The sequence below is a fragment of the Amphibiibacter pelophylacis genome, assembly GCF_037688875.1.
Classification (GTDB): Bacteria; Pseudomonadota; Gammaproteobacteria; order Burkholderiales; family Burkholderiaceae_C; genus Amphibiibacter; species Amphibiibacter pelophylacis.
The window spans coordinates 1-22,251 of sequence record NZ_JAWDIE010000023.1 but is presented as its reverse complement, the minus strand read 5'-3'; the positions used below and the strand labels follow the sequence as shown (position 1 = coordinate 22,251).

33 protein-coding genes and 1 pseudogene are annotated in these 22,251 nt (G+C 62.5%); 2 read left to right on the top strand and 32 right to left on the bottom strand.

The features are described from left to right. The first annotated feature begins 3 nt into the window (after positions 1-3). Both RV045_RS12815 and RV045_RS12810 read left to right on the top strand, forming a co-directional pair. Entirely contained in the window at positions 4-1,245 is a 1,242-nt protein-coding gene (locus tag RV045_RS12815) for an ABC transporter permease (RefSeq protein WP_423236183.1), read from the top strand. Then, the gene (locus RV045_RS12810; protein WP_423236182.1) at positions 1,229-2,080 is read left to right on the top strand and encodes an ABC transporter permease; all 852 of its coding nucleotides are present in this window, start codon (positions 1,229-1,231) and stop codon (positions 2,078-2,080) included. The genes RV045_RS12815 and RV045_RS12810 overlap by 17 nt, the downstream gene beginning before the upstream one ends. Positions 2,081-2,095: 15 nt before the next feature. Here the strand turns inward: RV045_RS12810 and RV045_RS12805 are convergent, their stop codons facing one another. From RV045_RS12805 to rpsJ, 32 genes and pseudogenes are all read right to left on the bottom strand, one after another. Continuing rightward, entirely contained in the window at positions 2,096-4,720 is a 2,625-nt protein-coding gene (locus tag RV045_RS12805; RefSeq protein ID WP_423236181.1) for an ABC transporter permease, read from the bottom strand. Positions 4,721-4,731: 11 nt separating this feature from the next. Then, on the bottom strand, positions 4,732-5,715 hold the full coding sequence (gene murI / locus RV045_RS12800) for a glutamate racemase (protein ID WP_423236180.1): 984 nt from the start codon (positions 5,713-5,715) through the stop codon (positions 4,732-4,734). Continuing rightward, complete coding sequence (dsbD, locus tag RV045_RS12795) at positions 5,654-7,711, bottom strand: protein-disulfide reductase DsbD (RefSeq protein ID WP_423236179.1); 2,058 nt, start codon at positions 7,709-7,711, stop codon at positions 5,654-5,656. Before dsbD ends, murI begins: the two co-directional genes overlap by 62 nt. A 109-nt stretch (positions 7,712-7,820) precedes the next feature. Further along, positions 7,821-8,213, bottom strand: a complete 393-nt coding sequence (rplQ, locus tag RV045_RS12790; protein ID WP_423236178.1) for a 50S ribosomal protein L17 — start codon at positions 8,211-8,213, stop codon at positions 7,821-7,823. A 91-nt stretch (positions 8,214-8,304) separates the two neighbouring features. Then, entirely contained in the window at positions 8,305-9,291 is a 987-nt protein-coding gene (locus RV045_RS12785; RefSeq protein ID WP_423236177.1) for a DNA-directed RNA polymerase subunit alpha, read from the bottom strand. Positions 9,292-9,385: 94 nt separating this feature from the next. Beyond that, positions 9,386-10,009 (bottom strand): 30S ribosomal protein S4, encoded by a 624-nt coding sequence (gene rpsD / locus RV045_RS12780; protein WP_423236176.1) that lies wholly within the window; start codon positions 10,007-10,009, stop codon positions 9,386-9,388. A 125-nt stretch (positions 10,010-10,134) separates the two neighbouring features. Continuing rightward, positions 10,135-10,536 (bottom strand): 30S ribosomal protein S11, encoded by a 402-nt coding sequence (rpsK, locus tag RV045_RS12775; RefSeq protein ID WP_423236175.1) that lies wholly within the window; start codon positions 10,534-10,536, stop codon positions 10,135-10,137. 35 nt (positions 10,537-10,571) lie between these two features. Then, positions 10,572-10,934, bottom strand: coding sequence for a 30S ribosomal protein S13 (gene rpsM, locus RV045_RS12770; protein WP_423236174.1), 363 nt, complete (start codon positions 10,932-10,934; stop codon positions 10,572-10,574). 15 nt (positions 10,935-10,949) lie between these two features. Beyond that, entirely contained in the window at positions 10,950-11,063 is a 114-nt protein-coding gene (gene rpmJ, locus RV045_RS12765) for a 50S ribosomal protein L36 (protein ID WP_011830995.1), read from the bottom strand. 17 nt (positions 11,064-11,080) lie between these two features. Further along, complete coding sequence (gene infA, locus RV045_RS12760; RefSeq protein WP_114403589.1) at positions 11,081-11,299, bottom strand: translation initiation factor IF-1; 219 nt, start codon at positions 11,297-11,299, stop codon at positions 11,081-11,083. Positions 11,300-11,311: 12 nt separating this feature from the next. Then, positions 11,312-12,640: a preprotein translocase subunit SecY gene (gene secY, locus RV045_RS12755; protein WP_423236173.1), complete on the bottom strand. Its 1,329-nt coding sequence runs from the start codon at positions 12,638-12,640 to the stop codon at positions 11,312-11,314. 30 nt (positions 12,641-12,670) lie between these two features. Beyond that, positions 12,671-13,102, bottom strand: a complete 432-nt coding sequence (gene rplO / locus RV045_RS12750; RefSeq protein WP_423236172.1) for a 50S ribosomal protein L15 — start codon at positions 13,100-13,102, stop codon at positions 12,671-12,673. Between the two features lie 8 nt (positions 13,103-13,110). Further along, a complete protein-coding gene (rpmD, locus tag RV045_RS12745; protein WP_423236171.1) occupies positions 13,111-13,296 on the bottom strand; it encodes a 50S ribosomal protein L30 in 186 nt (61 codons plus the stop codon). Between the two features lie 11 nt (positions 13,297-13,307). Continuing rightward, complete coding sequence (gene rpsE, locus RV045_RS12740) at positions 13,308-13,829, bottom strand: 30S ribosomal protein S5 (RefSeq protein WP_423236170.1); 522 nt, start codon at positions 13,827-13,829, stop codon at positions 13,308-13,310. Between the two features lie 17 nt (positions 13,830-13,846). Then, positions 13,847-14,209 carry a 50S ribosomal protein L18 gene (rplR, locus tag RV045_RS12735; RefSeq protein ID WP_423236169.1) on the bottom strand — a complete coding sequence of 121 codons (363 nt, stop codon included), beginning with the start codon at positions 14,207-14,209 and terminating at the stop codon, positions 13,847-13,849. An 11-nt stretch (positions 14,210-14,220) separates the two neighbouring features. Further along, positions 14,221-14,751, bottom strand: coding sequence for a 50S ribosomal protein L6 (gene rplF, locus RV045_RS12730; protein WP_423236168.1), 531 nt, complete (start codon positions 14,749-14,751; stop codon positions 14,221-14,223). A gap of 13 nt (positions 14,752-14,764) precedes the next feature. Continuing rightward, positions 14,765-15,160, bottom strand: coding sequence for a 30S ribosomal protein S8 (gene rpsH / locus RV045_RS12725; protein WP_423236167.1), 396 nt, complete (start codon positions 15,158-15,160; stop codon positions 14,765-14,767). 21 nt (positions 15,161-15,181) lie between these two features. After that, the gene (rpsN, locus tag RV045_RS12720; protein ID WP_423236166.1) at positions 15,182-15,487 is read right to left on the bottom strand and encodes a 30S ribosomal protein S14; all 306 of its coding nucleotides are present in this window, start codon (positions 15,485-15,487) and stop codon (positions 15,182-15,184) included. A gap of 7 nt (positions 15,488-15,494) precedes the next feature. After that, positions 15,495-16,052, bottom strand: a complete 558-nt coding sequence (gene rplE, locus RV045_RS12715) for a 50S ribosomal protein L5 (RefSeq protein ID WP_423236165.1) — start codon at positions 16,050-16,052, stop codon at positions 15,495-15,497. Between the two features lie 11 nt (positions 16,053-16,063). Next, on the bottom strand, positions 16,064-16,390 hold the full coding sequence (gene rplX, locus RV045_RS12710) for a 50S ribosomal protein L24 (protein ID WP_423236164.1): 327 nt from the start codon (positions 16,388-16,390) through the stop codon (positions 16,064-16,066). A gap of 24 nt (positions 16,391-16,414) precedes the next feature. Next, positions 16,415-16,783, bottom strand: coding sequence for a 50S ribosomal protein L14 (rplN, locus tag RV045_RS12705; protein ID WP_423236163.1), 369 nt, complete (start codon positions 16,781-16,783; stop codon positions 16,415-16,417). A 213-nt stretch (positions 16,784-16,996) separates the two neighbouring features. After that, positions 16,997-17,278 carry a 30S ribosomal protein S17 gene (gene rpsQ / locus RV045_RS12700; protein WP_423236162.1) on the bottom strand — a complete coding sequence of 94 codons (282 nt, stop codon included), beginning with the start codon at positions 17,276-17,278 and terminating at the stop codon, positions 16,997-16,999. Next, a complete protein-coding gene (gene rpmC / locus RV045_RS12695; RefSeq protein ID WP_423236161.1) occupies positions 17,275-17,478 on the bottom strand; it encodes a 50S ribosomal protein L29 in 204 nt (67 codons plus the stop codon). The genes rpsQ and rpmC overlap by 4 nt, the downstream gene beginning before the upstream one ends. 10 nt (positions 17,479-17,488) lie before the next feature. Beyond that, positions 17,489-17,905 carry a 50S ribosomal protein L16 gene (gene rplP, locus RV045_RS12690; RefSeq protein ID WP_423236160.1) on the bottom strand — a complete coding sequence of 139 codons (417 nt, stop codon included), beginning with the start codon at positions 17,903-17,905 and terminating at the stop codon, positions 17,489-17,491. A 38-nt stretch (positions 17,906-17,943) separates the two neighbouring features. Next, a pseudogene (gene rpsC, locus RV045_RS12685) lies at positions 17,944-18,696 on the bottom strand (30S ribosomal protein S3); the annotation flags it as partial. 17 nt (positions 18,697-18,713) lie between these two features. Beyond that, entirely contained in the window at positions 18,714-19,049 is a 336-nt protein-coding gene (gene rplV / locus RV045_RS12680) for a 50S ribosomal protein L22 (protein ID WP_423236159.1), read from the bottom strand. Between the two features lie 2 nt (positions 19,050-19,051). Next, on the bottom strand, positions 19,052-19,327 hold the full coding sequence (gene rpsS / locus RV045_RS12675) for a 30S ribosomal protein S19 (RefSeq protein ID WP_423236158.1): 276 nt from the start codon (positions 19,325-19,327) through the stop codon (positions 19,052-19,054). Positions 19,328-19,336: 9 nt separating this feature from the next. Further along, positions 19,337-20,161, bottom strand: a complete 825-nt coding sequence (gene rplB, locus RV045_RS12670; protein WP_423236157.1) for a 50S ribosomal protein L2 — start codon at positions 20,159-20,161, stop codon at positions 19,337-19,339. Beyond that, positions 20,161-20,475: a 50S ribosomal protein L23 gene (rplW, locus tag RV045_RS12665; RefSeq protein WP_423236156.1), complete on the bottom strand. Its 315-nt coding sequence runs from the start codon at positions 20,473-20,475 to the stop codon at positions 20,161-20,163. Before rplW ends, rplB begins: the two co-directional genes overlap by 1 nt. Continuing rightward, positions 20,472-21,092: a 50S ribosomal protein L4 gene (gene rplD / locus RV045_RS12660; protein WP_423236155.1), complete on the bottom strand. Its 621-nt coding sequence runs from the start codon at positions 21,090-21,092 to the stop codon at positions 20,472-20,474. Before rplD ends, rplW begins: the two co-directional genes overlap by 4 nt. Then, positions 21,092-21,760, bottom strand: a complete 669-nt coding sequence (rplC, locus tag RV045_RS12655; RefSeq protein ID WP_423236154.1) for a 50S ribosomal protein L3 — start codon at positions 21,758-21,760, stop codon at positions 21,092-21,094. The genes rplD and rplC overlap by 1 nt, the downstream gene beginning before the upstream one ends. 118 nt (positions 21,761-21,878) lie before the next feature. After that, entirely contained in the window at positions 21,879-22,190 is a 312-nt protein-coding gene (gene rpsJ / locus RV045_RS12650) for a 30S ribosomal protein S10 (protein ID WP_423236153.1), read from the bottom strand. Positions 22,191-22,251 lie beyond the last annotated feature (61 nt).

Below are 22,251 nucleotides of genomic sequence, written 5' to 3'. Positions count from 1 at the left end.
CCGATGACCACTGCCACCCTGCCTGACAGCGCCGCCGGACTGCGCAGCAAGCTGCGCCGGGCCGAGATGCGTCAGCGTCTGCGGGCCTACGCCCTGATCCTGCCGCTGTTCGGTTTCACGCTGCTGACCTTTCTGGTCCCGATCGCGATGATGCTGTTCAACAGCGTCAATGATCCGGTGGTCTCGGGCACCCTGCCTCGCACCACGGCGCTGCTGCGTGCCGCGCCGGACAGTACCGCCATTCCGGATGAGCCCGTGTTCGCCGCCCTGGCCGCCGACATGAAAGAGGCCACTGAGGCCCAGACGGCCAGCCAGGTGGGCAGCCGCATCAATTACGAGCGCAGCGGACTGCGCTCTCTGTTCATGTCCACCACGCGCCAGATCGTCAATGTGGAGCACGGGCCGTGGAAACCGGCCTTCCTGGAGATCAACCCCGCCTGGGGCGAGCCCAAGATCTGGTCGGTGCTGCGACAGACCAGTCACCGCTACACCGCCGACTACTACCTGCACGCCGTTGATCTGACACGCGACGACCAGGGCCACATCCAGCGCGAGGCCGCAGACAGCCGTATCTATGTCGACGTGTTTGCGCGCACCTTCTGGGTCAGCCTGCTGGTCACCCTGTTGTGCCTGGCCATCGGCTATCCACTGTCGTTCTGGCTGTCGCACCTGCCGCCCAAAACCGCCAACCTGATGATGGTGCTGGTGCTGCTGCCGTTCTGGACTTCGCTGCTGGTGCGCACCACGGCCTGGGTGGTGCTGCTGCAGAAAGAGGGCGTGGTCAACTCGCTGCTGCTGGCCACCGGCCTGATCCATGCGCCCCTGGATCTGGTTTTCAACCGCTTTGGCGTGGTCATCGCCATGACGCACATCCTGCTGCCCTTCATGATCCTGCCGCTGGTCTCGGTGATGCGCCAGATTCCGCCCAGCTACGTGCGCGCCGCGCGCTCGCTGGGAGCGTCGCCGCTGACGGCATTCGTGCGGGTCTACCTGCCGCAGTCGGTGCCCGGCATCAGCGCCGGGGTGCTGCTGGTGTTCATCCTGTCGATCGGCTACTACATCACGCCCGCGCTGGTGGGCGGCGCCGAGGACCAAATGATGAGCTACTTCATCGCTGACCACCTCACGCGCAGCCTGAACTGGGGCCTGGCCTCGGCGCTGGGCGGCCTGCTGCTGGCGGGCGTGCTGGTGCTGTACACGGTTTACGAACGATATGTGGGGATCGCCAATGTCCGCCTCGGCTAAGTCAGTCGCCCGCTTCCCGCCCTACGTGAGTGCAGGCGGGAAAATCGCGCACTACGCGCTGCTGGCGTTCTGTGTGGCAGCGCTGATTTTCCTGATGGCGCCGGTGCTTGTGGTGATTCCGCTGGCCTTCAACGCCGACCCCTATTTCACCTACCCCATCCACGACTGGAGCCTGAAGTGGTTCCACGAGTTTTTCACCGACGAGGTCTGGCAGATCGCGGTGAAAAACAGCTTCATGATCGCGATCTCGGCCACGGCAATTGCCACCACGCTGGGCACGCTGGCCGCGGTGGGGCTGACGCAGCGCAACCTGCCGGGCCGCGCGCTGATCACGGCGTTTCTGGTCTCGCCCATGATCGTGCCGATTGTCATCGTGGCGGTGGGCGCCTACTTTTTCTACTCCACCCTGGGCATCGCCAACAGCCTGACGGGTATCGTGCTGGCGCACGCCGTGCTGGGCACGCCCTTTGTCGTCATCACCGTCTGCGCGACACTGGCGGGCTTCGATCAGGGCCTGTTCCGCGCCGCGCGCAGCCTGGGGGCCTCGCCCTGGACGGCGTTCCGGCGCATCACCCTGCCCATCATCTGGCCGGGGGTGTTTTCGGGCGCGCTGTTCGCCTTTGCCACCTCGTTTGACGAGGTGGTGGTGGTGCTCTTTCTGGGCAGCGTCGAGCAGCGCACCATCCCGCGCCAGATGTGGACCGGCCTGCGCGAACAGCTCAGCCCCACCATTCTGGCGGCGGCGGTGGTGCTGATCCTGATCTCGGTGCTGATGCTGCTGACGCTGGAAGCCCTGCGCCGCCGCAGCATGAGGCTGCGCGGCATGGCGGAATAAACCAGCCGCGCTTGCTCAACCCGCCCCGGCATTGCGCAATGTCTGCGTGACGCTGGCGTGAACCACGCCGCGCAACTGCCAGCCGCCCACGGCAACGCACAGCAGGCTGGCGCCGAGCACGGCCACCAGCGACGTCGTCCAGGCGGGGGTCCAGTTCTCGAAGCTGAAGACCTGCGTCGCCAGGCCCCAGGCCACGGCATTGGCGCAGACGCTGGCCAGCACCCCGGCCAGTGCGCCCAGCGCCAGCAGCTCCAGCCGCTGCATGCGCCCCAGCAGCGCACGCGAAGCGCCCAAAGCGCGCATCAGCGCCAGATCGCGCAGGCGCTCCTGCCGCGTCGAAGCCATGGTCGCCACCAGCACCACCAGGCCCGCAGCCAGGCTGAAGACAAACAGCAGCTCCACCGCACGCACCACCTGGTTGAGCACGGCGCGCACCTGCTGCAGCGTCTGCTCGATGTTCATCAGCGTGATGTTGGGAAAGCGCTGCATCATGCGCGCGTCAAAGGCCGGATCAGCGGGCGCGTGAAAAGCCGAAATCCAGGTCGCGGGCAGGCCACTGTCCCCGGCCATCACCGGCGCGCCCGGCACAGCCGCCCCAGGCGCATCGGCCTGCAGCGTGCGGTAGGGGAAAAGCACGAAGAAGTTGACCCGCATCGACGCCCAATCCACCTTGCGCGTGCTGCTGATGCGCGCGCTGAGCATCTGCCCCGCGACATCGAAGTGCAGCGTGTCGCCCAGCTTCAGGCCCAGGCGCTGCATCAGCCCGGATTCGACGCTGATGACTGGCGTCTGCCCCGGCGCCACGCCGTCGGCGCTCTGCGGGCCAGGCCGCCACTGGCCTTCTTCCAGAATATTGTGCGGCGGAATGGCGGGGGTGTAGCTCAGGTTGAACTCGCGCTCGACCATGCGCCGCGCGTCGGGGTCTTCGAACTTCTCGGCGTTCACAGGCGTGGCGTTGATGCTCACCAGGCGCCCACGCACCATCGGCGACCAGTCGTAGGGGCCCACGCCTTCGGTGCGAATCTGCTGCTGGAAGGTCTGCGCCTGATCGGGCTGGATATTAATGACGAAGCGGTTGGGTGCGTCGGCCGGGGCCGAATCCTGCCACTGCTGGATCAGGTCGGTGCGCAGGATCACCAGCAGCACCAGCGCGGTCAGCCCCACGCTCAGGGCCGCGACCTGCAGCGTCAGCAGACCCGGCCGAGAGGCCATCTGCCGCACCGTCAGGCGCAGCGTCTGCAGCGCCGGGCGCGGCGTGTCGCCCACGCGCGCCAGCAGTTTCTGCAAACCCCAGACCACCGCATAAGCCACCGCCGCAAACAGGGCCAGCGCCGCGACAAAGCCGCCGATCACCCACGAGCCCAGGCGCGCATCGCCCGCCACACCCCACAGCAGCGCGCCCACGCCCAGGCCGCCCAGCAGCAGCACGCCCATCGCCGGCCAGCCCGGCGCGCCCAGATCGCGGCGCAGCACGCGCAGCGGCGAGACCTGCGCCAGCCGCAACACCGGCGGCAGGCCAAACGCCACCATCAGACTCAGCCCCAGCAGGCCGCCCACCAGCGCAGGCTGCACGCCCGGTGCGGGCAGTTGCGCGTCGATCAGCCCGGTCAGCAGCTGCACAAAAACGCCGTGCAACGCCCACCCGGCCAGCACCCCGGCCCCACTGGCCAGCACGCCGATGATGAAAAATTCCAGCGCATACAGCGTGGCAATGCGCCGCTGCGGCTGGCCCAGCACGCGCAGGAGCGCGCAGGTGTCCAGCTGCTGGCGGGCAAAATCGCGCGACACCACGGCCACCGCCACGGCGCACAGCAGCGCCGCCAGCAGCGACACCAGACGCAGGAAAAGCCCGGCGCGCTCCAGCGTGCGGCGCATCTGCGGGTTGCCGTCTTCCAGCGTTTCGGTGCGCACGCCGCGCAGGCCGGTGCGTTTGATCTCCTTCGAAGCCCAGGCGCCAAAGCGTTCGACAGCGGGCGGGTTGGCTTCGAACTGCGGTGCGGCCACCGCCAGGCGGTAGCGCACCCGGCTGGCTGGCTGGACCAGGCCCGTGGCCGCGATGTCCGCGCTGTTGATCAGCACACGCGGGGTGAAGAAGGCCAGCTGCCCGCCGCGATCGGGTTCGCTGACCAGGGTGTGGCTGATGCGCAGCGTGCTGTCACCCAGCAGCAGGCGATCGCCCAGCTTCAGGCCCAGAGCGGGCAGTACGTCCGGGTCTACCCAGGCGGTGCCGGGTGCGGGACGCGCCCGTCCGGCGGGTTCGCCCGGCGCGGGAGTGACTTTGGCCGCGCCACGCAAGGGCCAGGCGGCATCGACCGCTTTCAGGCTGACCAGGCGCACCTGTCCGCCCTTGTCCTGCGGCGCGCGCGCAACGCTGGGGAAATCCAGGGTCTGGCTGACTTTCAGGCCCAGCCGAGCCGCCTCCTGCGCAAAATCGGGAGGCAGCGACTGGTCAGCGCTCAGAGCCAAGTCGCCGCCCAGGAGTGCGCGCGCATCGCGCTCGAAACCCAGCTGCACGCGCTGCGAGAGAAATCCCACCGACGTCACCGCAGCCACCGCCAGCCACAAAGCCAGCGCCAGCAGGCGCAACTGCCCCGCGCGCCAGTCGCGCCACGTCTGCTTCCAAGCCCATTGCCACACCATGGCGGCCCCTTTCAATCCCGTCCTGGCGCTTGGCGCCGATCCAGCCAGTCAGGCCACAGATGGACATCCACCCCGTAACCCAGCAGCCGGGCAAAAATCTGCCGCGATGATTCCACAGGCGCAGTACTGCAATAGACCGTAAGGCATTGTGCGGGCGCGGGGCCGGTTTCGGGGGCGAGCAGGTCCGCCGCCTGCAGGCGTCGGCGCAGCTCACGCGCGACGGCCGCAGCGGGGTTGATCAGCGCGACAGGCTGGCGCGGCGCGCAGGTGGCGATCACCTCCCGGATGGCGTCCGCCAGAAAGGGATAGTGCGTGCAGCCCAGCACCAGCGTGTCGGCCCCCGCCGCCAGCAGGGGAGCCACGGCCGCATGCACAAGCGCCTGGACCTGCGGCCCGCTGACCGCGCCGGCTTCGACGGTTTCAACAAACCCAGCCCCGACCTGGTCGATGACACGCAGCGCCCGCGCCTGCGGATTGAGCGGCGCCCAGTCGCTGAAGGCGCGCTCGCGCAGGCGGCGGTATTTGTCGCTGGCGAGCGTGCGCGCCGTGGCCAGCACGCCGACCACGCCCGTCTGCGTGCCCAGAACGGCGGGCTTGAGCGCGGGTTCCAGCCCGACGATGGGAAAAGCCTCGCGCCCGATCAACCCAGGCATGACTTCGCGCAGCGTGTGCACCGCCACGCCCGTGGCCGTGTTGCAGGCCCAGACCCAGCTCTTGATCGGGACGCGGGCGAAATCGTGCGCCAGTTCGCGGCAGCGGGCGACGATCCAGTCCTCGGGCTTGTTGCCATAGGGCGCGTTGCGCGAGTCGGCGACATAAAGGAAAGATTCGTGCGGCAGCTCGCGCCGCAATGCCTCCAGCACCGACAGGCCGCCGAGGCCCGAATCAAACACCCCCACGCTGGCAAGACGGGCCTGCGGCACAGTGCGGCCCTTACAGCCCGGCTGCAGCCAGGCTGCGCTCGAAGCGCGCTGGGGGCTGGAAGCCCACCACACGATGCTGCTCGCGGCCCTGCAGGTCGATGAAAATCAGCCCCGGCGGCCCGAAGAGGCGAAAGCGCCTCAGCAGCTCGCGCTGCGGTGGCGTCATCGCCGTCACATCGGCGCGCAGCAGCACGGCACGGCCCAGGCGCTTCGCAATATCGGGCTGCGGGAAGGTCTGCTCGTCCATTTCGACACAGCTCACGCACCAGTCGGCGTAAAAATCGAGCACCACGCGCTGGCCCGCTTTGTTCGCCTGCGCCACGCGGGCATCAAAATCAGCCACGCTGTCCACTGGCTGGAAAACCGGTCCTTGCGCGTTCACCGGTGCCGCAGCCCGGGCGCTCAGGCCCGAGAGCGGCTGCAGCACGCTGCGGCCCTGGGTGCTCACGCCCACCCACTGCATCAGTCCCAGCGCCAGCAGCAGCAGGGCCAGCGCACGCTGCAGCACCAGCGGCAGGCTCAGATCGGTATCTGGCGCGAAGGGGCGCAGCCAGTAGCCGGCCATCAGCAGCAGCGTTCCGGCCCCCGCCAGTGTCCACGCGGTCGGAATGAAGGGCTGGATCATGTACAGCGCCACTGCCAGCAGCATGAAGCCAAACAGCACCTTGACGCCATCCATCCAGGCCCCCGCTCGGGGCAGCAGCCAGCCCGCCGAAGCGCCCAGCAGCAGCAGCGGCACACACATGCCCAGCGAGAGCATCATCAGCGCCAGGCCCCCGAGCAGCACGTCCTGGCTCTGGCTGATGAACAGCATCGCCCCCGCCAGCGGCGCACTCACGCAGGGGCTGACCAACAGCGCCGACACCCCGCCCATCAACAGCACGCTGCCATACTGCCCACCGGGCAGACGGCGGCTCGTGGCGTCCAGGCGTTGCGACAGCTTGTGAGGCAGGCGCAGCTCGTACACCCCGAACATGGACAGCGCCAGCAGCGCCATCACCGACGCAAACACGCCCATCACCCACGGCGTCTGCAGCAGAGGCGCCAGCCCCTGCCCGGCCAGTCCCGCCAGCACGCCCAGCAGCGTGTAGACCGCCATCACGCCCACGCTGTAGGCCAGCGAAAGCAGAAAGCCGTGGCCCGGTCGCGCGTTCTGGCCGTGCTGGCGCGTCAAAATCGCCGACAGAATCGGCAGCATGGGCAGCACGCAGGGCGTCAGCGACAGCAGCACGCCCAGCACGAAGAAAATCCCTGCCAGCAAGAGCGAGTTGTCGCGGTCGAACAGCGCCTGAGGACTGTCGTAGTAGTCCTGCAGGGTCTGCCACCAGCCCTCTTCGGGCATGGCATTGGCTTTGGACGCTGTCGCGGTGGCCGGGGCGGGCTTTGCGATGGGGGCAGCGGGCTGGGCCAGCGCACCGGCCAGCGCTGCGCCAACACCACCGCCCTGAACCGCCGCCACGTCGCTGTCGGACTGGTAGGAGACCAGCTTCGCACTCAGGGCCCCAGCCGCTCCCTCCCCCGCGCTCAGAGACAGCACCGCCTGATCCGGCGGATAGCAGATGCCGCCATCGGCACAGCCCTGGAAGGACACCCGAACCGAGGCAGGCAGCGGCTGCACCGCATCCAGTGGCAGATCAAAAGCCAGCTTGTGGTGGAAGACCTGCACGTGCCCGAAAGTCGGATCCTGCTTGGATTCGCCCTGCGGCAGCGACACCGGCCACGGCTTTGTCGAAGCGTCCAGGTGCACGGCAATGCGCTCACGGTAGAGGTAATAGCCCGGCGCAATGTCAAAGTGCAGGTGCAGCGTGCGCCCGTCCGCCGCATCCGCCGCATCCGCCCCATCCGGCCCATCCGCCTTCAGCGCGAAGGCCTCACGCGGGGCCAGGAACTGCGGTCCATCCAATGCCGTGCCATCGGCGGCCAGCGTTGCCAGATCGGGCATCGGCGGCGGCTTGTCCCCCGCCGCGATGGCTGCGCGCCCGGGCAGCAGCGCCAGAAGCATCAGCAGGGGCAGCCAACCCAACAGCCGGGCCAGTCGCCCTGTTTTCAGGATCTGCCTGCCTTCCATCACAACGCCACCTCTCGTTCACAGCCAGCCAGTCTGGCATAAAAAAAGGCCAGACAGAGCTGGCCTTGATGCAGCCGAAGCGCGCGGGGCGCTCCGGGAATCGTCAGGGTCAGGCCTCGGCCGTCGCCTCGTCGGTGGTTTCGTCAGGACGGTCCACCAGCTCCATGAAAGCCATGGGCGCGTTGTCACCCACGCGAAAACCCATTTTCAGCACGCGGGTGTAGCCGCCCGGACGCGCGGCATAACGCGGGCCCAGCACTGTGAACAGCTTGGCCACGGCGGCATCGTCGCGCAGGCGGGCAAAAGCCAGACGGCGATTGGCCACGGTGTCGACCTTGCCCAGCGTGATCAGGGGCTCGACCACGCCGCGCAGGGACTTGGCCTTGGGCAGAGTGGTTTTGATCGCCTCGTGGGTGATCAGCGACACGCTCATGTTGCGGAACATGGCGGTGCGGTGCGAACTGGTGCGGTTGAGTTTCTTCAGACCATTGCGGTGACGCATGATGTGCTTCCTTATCAGTAAAAATCAGCCAGGCCGGATCAAGGTACCTGGTGTTGCACAAAATGGGGCAGTGCCCCAGGAAAAAAGGGAATCAGCGCTTGTCCAGACCTTGCGGCGGCCAGGCTTCCAGGCGCACACCCAGCGAGAGGCCGCGCGTAGACAGCACTTCCTTGATCTCGTTGAGCGATTTGCGGCCCAGGTTGGGCGTCTTGAGCAGCTCGGTTTCGGTACGCTGGATCAGATCGCCGATGTAGTAAATGTTCTCGGCCTTCAGGCAGTTGGCCGAACGCACGGTCAGCTCAAGCTCGTCGACAGGACGCAGCAGGATGGGGTCGAACTGCACTTCGGACGTGGGCAGATCTTCGGCCTCTTCGCCGCTGAAGCCCGGCAGCTGGGCAAATACGGCCAGCTGTTCGCGCAGGATCTTGGCCGATTCGCGGATCGCATCTTCGGGTGTGATGGCGCCGTTGGTTTCGATCTCCATCACCAGCTTGTCGAGGTCGGTGCGCTGCTCGACGCGGGCGCTCTCGACCGCGTAGCTGACACGGCGGATTGGCGAGAAGGAAGCGTCCAGCACGATGCGGCCCACACCCGCCGACGTTTCGTCGACAAACTTGCGCATGGTGCCCGGCACATAGCCACGGCCCTGCTCAACCTTGATCTGCATGTCCAGGCGGCCGTTCTGCGACAGATTGGCAATGACGTGCGCGGGATTGATGATTTCCACGTCGTGCGGGACCTGGATGTCAGACGCCAGCACAGCGCCTTCCCCGGTTTTACGCAGCGACAGCGTCACGGAGTCACGGCCGTGCAGCTTGAACACCACACCCTTGAGGTTCAGCATGACATGCACGATGTCTTCCTGAACGCCGTCCAGCGCCGAGTACTCGTGCAGGACACCGTCGATGGACACTTCGGTCGGCGCATAGCCCACCATGGACGACAGCAGCACGCGGCGCAGGGCGTTGCCCAGGGTGTGCCCATAGCCCCGTTCGAACGGCTCCAGCACCACTCTGGCGCGGTTGCCCGACAGAGGTTCGACTTGAATGGCTTTGGGTTTGAGCAGGTTGACTTGCATAGGGGTTCTCTGGTTTCAATACCCTCGGCTCGTTACACCGGTAAGGCTGAAAAAGGTGACCAGAACAGTCACCTTCGGGGGAGCAAGCGAAAAATCAGCGCGAGTACAGTTCGACGATCAGGGATTCGTTGATCTCGGCGCCAAACTGGTCGCGGTCCGGAGCCTTCTTGAAGACGCCTTCTTTTTTGCTGGCATCGACCTGAACCCAATCGGGCAGACCAATCGATTCGGCCAGTTTCAGGGCATCCGTGATGCGCAGCTGGTTTTTGGATTTCTCGACCACAGCCACCACGTCATTGGCTTTGACCAGATAAGACGGGATATTGACCAGCTGGCCGTTCACCGAAATCGCCTTGTGGGAAACCAGCTGACGGGCTTCAGCGCGGGTGGAACCAAAGCCCATGCGGTACACGACGTTATCCAAGCGACATTCCAGCAGGCTCAGCAGGTTGGCACCCGTATTGCCGCGACGGCGCTCAGCCTCAGCAAAATAGCGACGAAACTGCTTTTCCAGGACGCCGTACATGCGCTTGACCTTCTGCTTTTCACGCAGCTGGATGCCGTAATCCGACGTCCGTGAACCCGACGTGCGGCCATGCTGGCCGGGTTTGGTGTCAAATTTGGCTTTGTCCGAGATCGAGCGACGGGCGCTTTTCAGGAAAAGGTCGGTGCCTTCACGGCGGGAGAGTTTGGCCTTGGGGCCGAGGTAACGTGCCACGGTGGTTCCTTTGAACGTTGAGCTGATGTCGCGTGTGGATCAAAAAGCTGGACCACAAACGACACAAGTCCGTTGATGGCATCCCGCAAAAAGGATGCTCAACGGACAGTGGTCTTCATGAAAAATCAGATACGGCGGCGCTTCTGGGGGCGGCAGCCATTGTGGGGAACAGGCGTCAGATCAGAGATGGAATTGATCCGGATGCCCAGCGTGCCCAGAGCACGCACGCAGGACTCGCGACCCGGGCCGGGGCCCTTGATCTGCACGTCCACGTTCTTGATGCCCTGCTCCTGTGCCGCACGGCCCGCCACTTCGGCCGCCACCTGGGCTGCAAACGGGGTCGATTTACGCGACCCTTTGAAGCCCTGACCCCCGCTCGACGCCCACGACAAGGCGCCACCCTGTCGGTCCGTGATGGTGATGATGGTGTTATTGAACGAGGCGTGAATGTGCGCGATACCGTCCGCAATGTTCTTGCGAATCTTTTTGCGCACGCGCTGTGCAGCGGAGTTGGAGGCTTTGGCCATTTGTCGAGTCCAGTTCTACAGAACGTCAGATTTGCTTATTTCTTGCCAGCGATGGCTTTGCGCGGACCTTTGCGGGTGCGGGCATTCGTTTTGGTGCGCTGGCCACGCGCGGGCAGACCGCGACGGTGACGGAAACCGCGATAGCAGCCCAAGTCCATCAGGCGCTTGATGCTCATCGAGTTTTCACGGCGCAGATCACCTTCAATGGTGATCTGACCCAGAACGTCACGAATCTTTTCCAGATCGGAATCGGTCAACTCCTTGATCTTTTTGGAATAGGGAATGCCGACCGTGTCACAAATTTTCTGAGCCGTCGGACGACCCACACCAAAAATGGAGGTCAGACCAATCTCCGCATGTTTGTGCGGCGGAATGTTGATGCCTGCAATGCGTGCCATAGCGATACCTAACGATTAACCTTGACGTTGTTTGTGACGGGGATCCGTGCAGATCACCCGCACGACACCCTTGCGACGGATGACTTTGCAGTTTCTGCACATTTTCTTGACGGATGCTGCGACTTTCATTTCTTTTCTCCTTGGGCTTACTTGGCCCGGAACACAATACGAGCCCGCGAGAGATCGTAGGGCGTCAACTCCACAGTGACCTTATCACCGGGAAGAATGCGAATGTAATGCATGCGCATCTTGCCGGATATGTGGCCGAGGACGACATGACCGTTTTCGAGCTTGACCCGAAAGGTCGCATTGGGGAGGTTTTCAACAATCTCCCCCTGCATCTGGATCACATCGTCTTTTGCCACAAATTCGCTTTCTTAAAACTTGCCCTTGAAGTTTGCCTTCTTGAGCAGGGACTCGTACTGCTGACTCATCATGTAGGAGCGAACCTGCTCCCAGAAGTCCATCGAGACCACAACAATAATCAGCAGCGATGTGCCACCGAAATAAAACGGAGCATTGTACTCCAGGATCAGAAATTCGGGGACCAGACACACCGCCGAGATGTAGATCGCACCCGCCAGCGTCAGGCGCAACAAAATGCGGTCAATGTAACGGGCCGTCTGATCGCCCGGGCGGATGCCCGGAATGAAGGCGTTGCTTTTCTTCAGGTTGTCGGCTGTCTCACGGCTGTTGAACACCAGTGCCGTATAGAAAAAACAGAAAAAAACAATCATCGACACAAAGAGCAGGATGTACACGGGCTGTCCCGGAGCCAGAGCCCCGGACGCATCATTGATCCAGCGAGCAATCGCCCCTCTGTTCTGTCCGGAAGACAGCCAGCTTGCCAGTGTGGCCGGCAACAGGATGATGGAAGAAGCGAAAATCGGTGGGATCACGCCCGCCATATTCAGCTTGAGCGGCAGGTGCGACGATTGCCCGCCGTACACCTTGTTGCCTTGCTGGCGCTTGGCGTAATTCACCAGAATTTTGCGCTGACCACGTTCGACAAACACCACAAACCAGGTCACCAGCAAAACCAGCGCCACAATAATCAGCGCAGCGCCATAGCTGACTGCCTGCGTATTGATCATCGTTGCCAGACCGCCCAAAGCATGCGGCAGGCCAGCAGCAATACCCGCGAAAATCAGCACAGAAATGCCATTGCCAATGCCACGCTCGGTGATCTGCTCGCCCAGCCACATCAGGAACATCGTCCCCGCCGTCAGACTGACCACGCTGGACAGGCGAAACATCATGCCCGGATCAATCACCAGCCCGGGCTGCGCTTCCAGAGCCACGGCAATACCGTAAGACTGGAACAAAGCCAGAAACAACGTGCCATAGCGCGTGTACTGCGTGATTTTCTTGCGGCCTGACTCGCCCTCTTTTTTCAGCGCTTCCAGCATGGGGACCACATGGGTCATCAGCTGCATGATGATGGACGCTGAAATATAGGGCATGATGCCCAGCGCAAACACCGCAAACCGCGACAGTGAACCGCCCGAAAACATATTGAACAGATTCAGAATGCCGCCTTGGCGGCCACTGAAAAGCTGTTGCAACTGCTGCGGATCAATTCCCGGCACAGGGATATGCGAGCCGATGCGATACACCAGCAAGGCCAGCAGCAGAAAAATCAGGCGCGACTTGAGTTCGCCGAACTTGTTTTTTCCAGCCGCCAGTGCAAGAGAGTTGGTCGCCACGCGCTTGTATCCCGTCTGTCGCTGCTGCTATCAGGCGACCGAGCCGCCAGCGGCTTCAATCGCCGCTTTGGCACCGGCCGACACCGCGATGCCGTTCAGCTTGACCGCACGAGTGATCTCACCCGACTTGATGACCTTGACGCCACGGATGTGTGAAGGAATCACCGAAGCGGCCTTCAGCACATTGATATCAACTTCAGGGGCCTGCAGCAGCTCCAGTGCTGCCAGCGTGATGTCGGCTACAGTGCCAGCTGCCATTGATTTGAAACCGCGCTTGGGCAGGCGACGCTGCAAAGGCATCTGACCGCCTTCGAAACCCACCTTGTGATAGCCACCGGCACGCGAGTGCTGGCCCTTGTGACCACGACCTGCGGTTTTACCGAGACCGGAACCAATACCACGGCCCACCCGGCGGCGGGCGTGTTTTTCCCCGGAAGCGGGGGCAATCGTATTGAGCTGCATGGATAACCTCAAATCACTTGAACAAGGTAGGACACCTTATTGATCATGCCGCGCACGGCAGGCGTATCTTCCAGGGTCGCTTGGCTGCCCACCTTACGCAGGCCCAGACCACGGACGGTGTCGCGGTGCGATTGACGGGTGCCAATGACGCTGCGCACCAGCTTGACGGTGACGACGGACGCGGAGTTGCTCATGTCAGTCTCGCTCAGTTCAGGATGTCTTCAACCGACTTGCCGCGCTTGGCAGCAATTTCGGCCGGGGTGTTGTTCTTGCTCAACGCATCCAGCGTGGCACGAACCATGTTGTACGGGTTGGACGAACCGTGGCTCTTGGCCACGACATCGGTCACACCCATCACTTCGAAAACGGCGCGCATCGGGCCACCTGCGATCACACCGGTACCAGCGACAGCCGGAGCCAGCAGAACACGCGCGGCGCCATGCTGACCATGCAGGTCATGCTGGACGGTGCCGTTGCGCAGGCTGACCTTGACCATGTTGCGGCGGGCCTGCTCCATGGCTTTCTGCACGGCGACAGGCACTTCACGGGCTTTGCCCTTGCCCATGCCGATGCGGCCTTCGCCGTCACCGACCACCGTCAGAGCCGCAAAACTCAGGATGCGGCCGCCCTTGACCACCTTCGTCACGCGATTGACGGCGATCATCTTCTCTTTCATGCCATCGTCGCGGGCTTCTTCTTGCGCTTTGGCTTGATGTTTGCTTGCCATGATGTACCTTGTCTGGATTAGAACTGCAGACCCGCTTCGCGGGCGGCGTCAGCCAGAGCTTTCACACGACCGTGGTAGGCAAAGCCTGAACGGTCGAAAGCCACTTCCTTGACGCCAGCGGCAAGGCCTTTGGCAGCGATGTGCTTGCCCACGAGTGCGGCAGCAGCCACGCTGGAGGACGGTGCGTCGCCGAGTTCGGCGCGCAGGTCTTTTTCCAGTGTCGAAGCCGATGTCAGCACCTTGGTGCCACACGGTGAAATCAGCGAGGCGTAAATGTGCGTATTCGAACGGAAAACCGACAGGCGCACGGCGTTTTGTTTGGCGATACGCACCCGCGTCTGGCGGGCGCGGCGTTCGCGGCGGGATTTGGTGTTCAGCATGACGTGATCCCTTATTTCTTCTTGGTTTCCTTGATCACCACGCGCTCGTCGGCGTAGCGGATCCCCTTGCCTTTGTAAGGCTCAGGCGGACGGAAGGCACGGATTTCAGCAGCCACCTGACCGATCACCTGCAGATTGGCGCCTTTCAGCACAATCTCGGTGGGCGTCGGGGTTTCGACTTTCACGCCTTCGGGCATCTTTTTGGATACCGGGTGCGAATAGCCGACCTGCAGGTTCAGCGCCTGACCTTGCGCCTGGGCACGATAGCCCACGCCAACCAGGTTTAGCTTGCGCTCGAACCCCTTGGTCACGCCGGTCACCATGTTGTTCAGCAGGGCACGAAAGGTGCCGCGCAGTGCATTGGCTTCGGTGCTGTCATTGGCCGCATCAACCAGCAGCTGGGCGCCATCCTGACGGACGGTCACCAGCGCGTTGGCCTTAAGGCTGAGCGTACCGCCCGAACCCTTGACCACGATGCTGTCGCCGATCTTGACTTCAACCCCTGCGGGCAGAGCCACGGGCATTTTCCCGATTCTGGACATCTTGCTCTCTCCCTTAGGCCACGTAGCACAGCACTTCGCCACCGAGACCGGCGGAGCGTGCTTTGCGGTCAGTCATCACGCCCTTGGGCGTGGTCACAATCGCCACACCGAGGCCATTCATCACCTTGGGCAGGTTGCCTGAGCCCCGGTAAATGCGCAGACCCGGACGGCTCACGCGCTCGATAGAATCGATCACGGGGCGACCTGCATAGTATTTCAGGGTGATGGTCAATTCTTTCTTGGCGGAATCGCCAGAAACATTGAAACCATCGATATAGCCTTCCTCGTGCAGAACACGGGCAATGGCCATTTTCAGTTTGGACGCCGGCATGGACACCGTGGCTTTCTCAACGCTCTGGGCGTTGCGAATACGGGTCAGCATATCAGCGATAGGATCACTCATGCTCATCAGATATTCTCCAGATCGCGATTACCAGCTGGCCTTGATGACGCCAGGAATGTCACCCTTGAACGCCAGTTCGCGGATTTTGGAGCGACCCAAGCCGAACTGACGGAAAGTGCCACGAGGGCGACCGGTCAGATTGCAGCGGGCATGCTGGCGTGTGGGGTTCGCATTGCGCGGCAGCTTTTGCAGTTCAAGACGTGCGGCATACCGCTCTTCATCGCTGCGCTTGGCGTCGTTGCTGATGTCTTTCAGTTCGCTGTACTTCTTGGCAAACTTTTCCACCAGTTTCTTGCGCTTGAGTTCGCGCTGAATCAAAGATACTTTAGCCATATGACGCTCAGTTCTTGAAGGGGAATTTGAAAGCCGACAACAGCGCCTTGCACTCTTCGTCGTTTTTCGCACTGGTCGTGATCGAGATATTCAGACCGCGCAAAGCGTCGATCTTGTCATATTCGATTTCCGGGAAGATGATCTGTTCCTTGACGCCGATGTTGTAATTCCCACGGCCATCAAAAGCACGACCCGAAACACCACGGAAATCGCGCACGCGAGGCAGTGCGATCGTCACAAAGCGGTCCAGAAATTCATACATGCGCTTGCCACGCAGGGTCACCATGCAGCCCACCGGGACGTTGTCGCGGATCTTGAAACCCGCAATAGCCTTCTTGGACTTGGTCACCACAGGCTTCTGGCCTGCAATTTTTGTCAGATCACTGACCGCGTGGTCCATAACCTTCTTGTCGGCAACAGCCTCGCCCACACCCATGTTCAGGGTGATTTTCTCAAGGCGCGGCACTTGCATGACCGACTTGAAACCAAATTGCTCTTTCAGCGCGGGCACCACGGTATTCAGGTAGTGCGCATGCAGACGCGCCAGCTCGGATTTTTCGCTCATCTTGTCCTCACTCACGCCTGAATCACGTCGCCGGTGGATTTGTAAACGCGCTGCTTGACGCGTTTGCCGTTTTCCTCGACCTCGCGGATACCCACGCGATCCGCCTTGGACGTCTTCGGGTTGAAGATGGCCACGTTGGACTGGTGGATGGGCATGGACTTGGTGATGATGCCGCCCTCGATCCCTTTCATGGGATTGGGTTTAGCATGCTTTTTCACCAGATTGATGCCATCAACGAGGAGCATGTTGTCATCGACGCGCTGCGACACGGTGCCGCGCTTGCCTTTGTCTTTGCCGGTCAGAACAATGACCTGGTCATTCTTTTTAAGCTTGTTCATTTCGCTCTCTTTGCGCCGGGACGATCACAGGACCTCAGGGGCCAGCGACACGATCTTCATGAAACGCTCGGAACGCAGCTCACGGGTCACCGGGCCAAAGATGCGGGTGCCGATGGGCTCCAGCTTGGCATTCAGCAACACGGCGGCATTGCCATCGAAGCGGATCAGCGAACCATCCTGACGGCGCACGCCCTTGGCGGTACGCACGACGACGGCACTGTAAACCTCGCCTTTCTTGACACGACCACGCGGAGCAGCATCCTTGATCGACACCTTGATGATGTCGCCGATGCCGGCATAGCGCCGCTTGGAACCGCCAAGCACCTTGATACACATCACCGACTTGGCGCCGGTGTTGTCTGCGACCTGCAGTCGCGATTGCATTTGAATCATGTGTACTCCAACTTGACAGCCTTGGGCTGTCAGTCTTGGCCTCGTAGTGCGAAAGGCGAGCGCCTTGCGCAGAGAAGAAAACCAAGCGATCGCTTGGTCAAGCCTTGCAGTATCGACGCTTTTGGCAGGCCCGTCAAGCCTGTTGCAGACTTTTTTAACGTTGTGCACAAAAACAACGGACCGCCGCAGTACAGCGGCAGGTCCGCTGGCGAATCAGACCAGACCGGCCTTCTTCACCAGACGCTCCACCACCCACGATTTGGTGCGGGAAATGGGGCGCGATTCCACGATCTCGACCACATCGCCCGCCTGATAGGTGTTGCTTTCGTCGTGCGCGTGAAACTTTTGCGACTTCGTCACAAACTTGCCATACAGGGCGTGCTTGACGCGGCGCTCGACCAGCACAGACACCGTCTTGTTGCGGCTGTCACTGACCACGCGACCCACGTAGGTGCGGCGCACCTTGGCGCGAACTTCTTGCTGGATGTCGCTCATTTTTGGGCCCCGTTACGCTGTTTCTCGGCAATGATGGTCTTCACGCGGGCCACGTCACGGCGCAGGGCCTTGAGGGTCGCGGTGTTGCCCAGCTGCTGGGTGGCCTTTTGCATGCGCAGACCGAAATGGGCTCTCAGCAGGCTGACGGCTTCCGTCTTGAGCTGATCGACCGACTTTTCTCTGAGTTCAGATGTTTTCATCCCTCACTCCTCAGGTGCCAATCTGACGCACGACAAACGTCGTGCGCAGAGGCAGTTTGGCGGACGCCAGCAGCAGGGCTTCTTTGGCCAACTGCTCGGGAACACCGTTGATTTCGTAAAGCATCTTGCCCGGCTGGATTTCGGCGACGTAGTACTCGACCCCGCCCTTGCCGTTACCCATACGCACTTCAGCCGGCTTCTGGCTGATGGGCTTGTCGGGGAAAATGCGGATGAAGATGCGGCCACCGCGCTTGATGTGACGCGAGATCGCCCGACGTGCAGATTCGATCTGACGCGCCGTGATGCGGCCACGTTCGGTGGCTTTCAGGCCGAATTCGCCAAAGGACACCTCGTTGCCACGGGTGGCAACGCCGGTGTTGCGGCCTTTGTGCTCTTTGCGGAATTTTCTTCTGGATGGTTGCAGCATGCTTATTCTCCCTTGGCGTCGGCGTCAGCGGCCTCGGCACGGCGGGGACCACGGCGCGGCGCATCGCCATCGCGGCGGACTTCGCCTTCACGACGGGGACGGCGCGGACGGCGCTCTTCGGCCGGGCTGGTGTCCGGACGGGTCGCGGCCGGAGCCTCGCCCTTGGTCAGGTTATCACCGCGGTAGACCCACACCTTGACACCGATGATGCCGTAGGTGGTTTCGGCTTCGGACGTGCCGTAGTCGATGTCTGCCTTGAGCGTGTGCAGCGGCACACGGCCTTCGCGATACCACTCGGTGCGCGCGATCTCGATGCCGTTCAGACGACCTGCCGACATGATCTTGATGCCCTTGGCACCCAGACGCATGGCGTTCTGCATGGCGCGCTTCATGGCACGGCGGAACATGATGCGCTTTTCGAGCTGCTGCGTGATGCTGTCAGCGATCAGCTGGGCATCGATTTCGGGCTTGCGCACTTCTTCGATGTTGACGGCAACGGGCACACCCAGACGGGCGTTCAGCTCGGCCTTCAGCTTTTCGATGTCCTCGCCCTTCTTGCCGATCACGACACCGGGACGCGACGAGAAGATGGTGATGCGGGCACTTTTGGCCGGACGCTCGATCAGGATGCGCGCCACGGAAGCGTTCTTCAGACGCTTGCGCAGGAATTCACGCACTTCCAGATCTTCAGCCAGCATCTTGCTGAAATTGCGGTTAGAGGCGTACCAGCGCGAAGACCAGGCTTTGGTCACCGGCAGGCGAAACCCAGTCGGGTGGATTTTCTGTCCCATGTTGAACCTGATCTTTCTTACTGGCCAACCGCCACGTAGACGTGGCAGGTGGGTTTGCTGATGCGGTTGCCGCGGCCCTTGGCACGGGCCGAGAAGCGCTTGAGCACCGTGCCTTCTTCAACGTAAATGCGCGTGATGCGCAGCTCGTCGATGTCGGCTCCGTTGTTGTGCTCGGCGTTGGCGATGGCCGACTCCAGCGCTTTCTTGATGATTCCGGCGGCCTTCTTGGGCGTGAAGGTCAGGATATCGATGGCCGTAGCCACGTCCTTGCCGCGGATCATGTCCGCCACCAGGCGACCCTTGAAGGCCGACAGGCGCACGCCACGCACAACGGCTTGAGTTTCGTTTTGCATGATTACCTCTTGGCCTTCTTGTCCGCGGGGTGACCCTTGAACGTGCGGGTCAGCGCGAATTCACCCAGCTTGTGACCGACCATCTGGTCGGTGACGTACACCGGCACGTGCTGCTTGCCGTTGTGCACGGCAATCGTCAGTCCGATGAACTCGGGCAGGATGGTGGAGCGGCGCGACCAGGTCTTGATGGGACGCTTGTCCTTGGCGGCAGCGGCCTTCTCGACCTTGGCCATCAGGTGATGGTCAACAAACGGACCTTTTTTCAGTGAGCGACTCATGGTGCCCCCTTATTTCTTGCGACGCGAGACAATCATGCCCTGCGTGCGTTTGTTGCTGCGCGTACGGTAGCCCTTGGTGAGGGTGTTCCACGGCGAAACGGGCGCCTGGCCCTCGCCGGTACGACCTTCACCACCGCCGTGCGGGTGATCCACCGGGTTCATGGCCACGCCACGCACCGTCGGGCGGATGCCCTTCCAGCGAATCGCACCGGCCTTGCCGTACTGGCGCAGGTTGTGCTCTTCGTTGCTGACCTCGCCAATCGTGGCCTTGCAGTCGATGTGGATCTTGCGGACCTCACCCGAGCGCAGCCTAACCTGGGCATAAGCGCTTTCACGGGCCATCAGCGTCACCGAAGTGCCTGCCGAACGGGCGATCTGCGCGCCCTTGCCCGGCATCATTTCGACGCAGTGGATGGTCGAGCCCACCGGAATATTCCGGATGGGCAGCGCGTTACCGGCCTTGATCGGGGCTTCCGCGCCCGACACCAGCGTGGCGCCCACTTCAATGCCACGCGGGGCAATGATGTAGCGGCGCTCGCCGTCGGCGTAACACAGCAGCGCGATGTGGGCCGTGCGGTTGGGGTCGTACTCGATGCGTTCGACCTTGGCCGGGATGCCGTCCTTGTTGCGGACGAAATCGACCACGCGGTAATGATGCTTGTGACCACCGCCCCGGTGACGGATGGTGATGTGGCCGTTGTTGTTGCGGCCGGCATTCTGCTTCTGAGGCTCGAGCAGCGACGCTTCGGGCTTGCCCTTGTGCAGATGCTTGTGGACAACCTTCACCACGCCACGGCGGCCGGGCGAGGTGGGTCTGACTTTAACGACGGCCATTATGCGGACTCCCCGGAGAAGTTCAGTTCTTCTCCCTTTTGCAGACAGACATAGGCCTTCTTGACGTGGTCACGGCGGCCCACCGAGCGTCCGAAGCGCTTGATCTTGCCCTTGACATTCATCACGGCGACCTTGTCAACCTTGACCTTGAACAGCAGCTCGACGGCCGCCTTGATCTCGGGCTTGGTCGCGTCGCGCAGCACCTTGAACACCACCTGGTTGCGCTTTTCGCCCACCATCGTGGCCTTCTCGGAAATGATCGGCGCCAGCAGCACCTGGGCCAGACGGCCCTCGTCTTTCACTTGCGCGTTCATGCGAACATCTCCTTGAGCTGGTCGAGAGCCTCCTGGGTCACCAGAATCTTCTTGTAGAAGATCAGGGACATCGGATCGACGTAGCGCGTCTCGGTCACCAGCACGTTGGGCAGGTTGCGCGAAGCCAGGTACAGGTTGTCCGAAACCTCAGCGGCGATGTACATCACCGACTCCAGGCCCATGGACTTGAACTTGTCCGCCAGCATCTTGGTCTTGGGCGCGTCGACGGCGATGGTTTCCACCACCACGAGGCGGCCTTCACGGGCCAGCTGCGAGAAGATGCTGGCCATACCGGCGCGGTACATCTTCTTGTTGACCTTCTGGGTGAAGTTCTCCCAGGGCTGGTTCGGGAAAGCGCGACCGCCCCCACGCCAGATCGGGGAAGACGTCATACCGGCGCGAGCGCGGCCGGTGCCCTTCTGGTTCCACGGCTTTTTCGTCGTATGAGCGACGGTGGCGCGCGTCTTTTGCGAGCGCGTGCCCTGACGGGCGTTGGCCCGGTAGGCCGTCACCAGCTGGTGAACCAGGGATTCGTTGTAGTCGCGGCCCAGCAGCTCGTCAGGCGCGCTGACTTTGCCAGAAGCCTGACCTTGTGCGTTCAAGAGGTCCAGTTCCATTATTCAGCCCCCTTGCCTTGCGACTTCACCGACGGCTTGACCACCACGAACCCGTTTTTCGAACCGGGAACGGCGCCACGCACCAGCAGCAGCTGGCGGGCTTCGTCCACACGAACCACGGAGAGGTTCTGCACCGTCACCGTCACGTCACCGAGGTGACCCGACATTTTCTTGCCCGGGAACACCCGACCCGGATCCTGCGCCATCGAGATCGAGCCGGGCACGTTGTGCGAGCGGCTGTTACCGTGCGAGGCACGCTGCGATCCGAAATTGTGGCGCTTGATGGTACCGGCGAAGCCTTTACCGATCGAAGTGCCCTGCACGTCGACGCTCTGGCCGGCGGCAAACAGGGTAGCGGGAATGGCGGTGCCTGCGGGGTAGCTGGCCAGCTCTTCGGCGCTCAGGTGGAATTCACGAACCAGCTGGCCCGCTTCAACACTGGCTTTTGCGAAGTGGCCGCGCTGCGGCTGGGTCACACGGCTGGACTTGCGTACACCGTACGCCACCTGAATGGCGTTGTAACCTTCGTTGGCCTCGGTTTTGACTTGGGACACGCGGTTGTTCGACACATCAAGCACAGTGACCGGGATGGTATCCCCGTCGTCCGTGAAGAGACGCATCATGCCAACTTTGCGCCCAAGCAGGCCCAATCGACTGCTTTGACTCATTGTTTTCTCCAAATCCCGGCTTCGATTGGCCGGGCGGCGTTAAGAAAGTCGATGATTATGACACGCCAGCCCGCTGGTCGGCAAGGCGCAGCGCACCAAAATCACCGTCTTGTTGCTTTTACTGCAGCTTGATTTCGACGTCCACACCTGCGGGCAGGTCCAGCTTCATCAGAGCGTCAACCGTTTTGTCGGTCGGGTCGACGATGTCCATCAGGCGCTGGTGCGTGCGGATCTCGAACTGGTCACGCGAGGTCTTGTTGACGTGCGGCGAGCGCAGGATGTCAAAGCGCTTCATGCGCGTGGGCAGCGGCACGGGGCCACGGACCACGGCGCCGGTGCGCTTGGCGGTGTCAACGATTTCCAGTGCGGACTGGTCGATCAGGCGATAGTCAAATGCCTTGAGGCGGATGCGGATTTTTTGCTTGGCCATGGTTATTCCTGTTCAGTCTTATTCCAGGACCTTGGCCACAACGCCAGCGCCCACCGTGCGG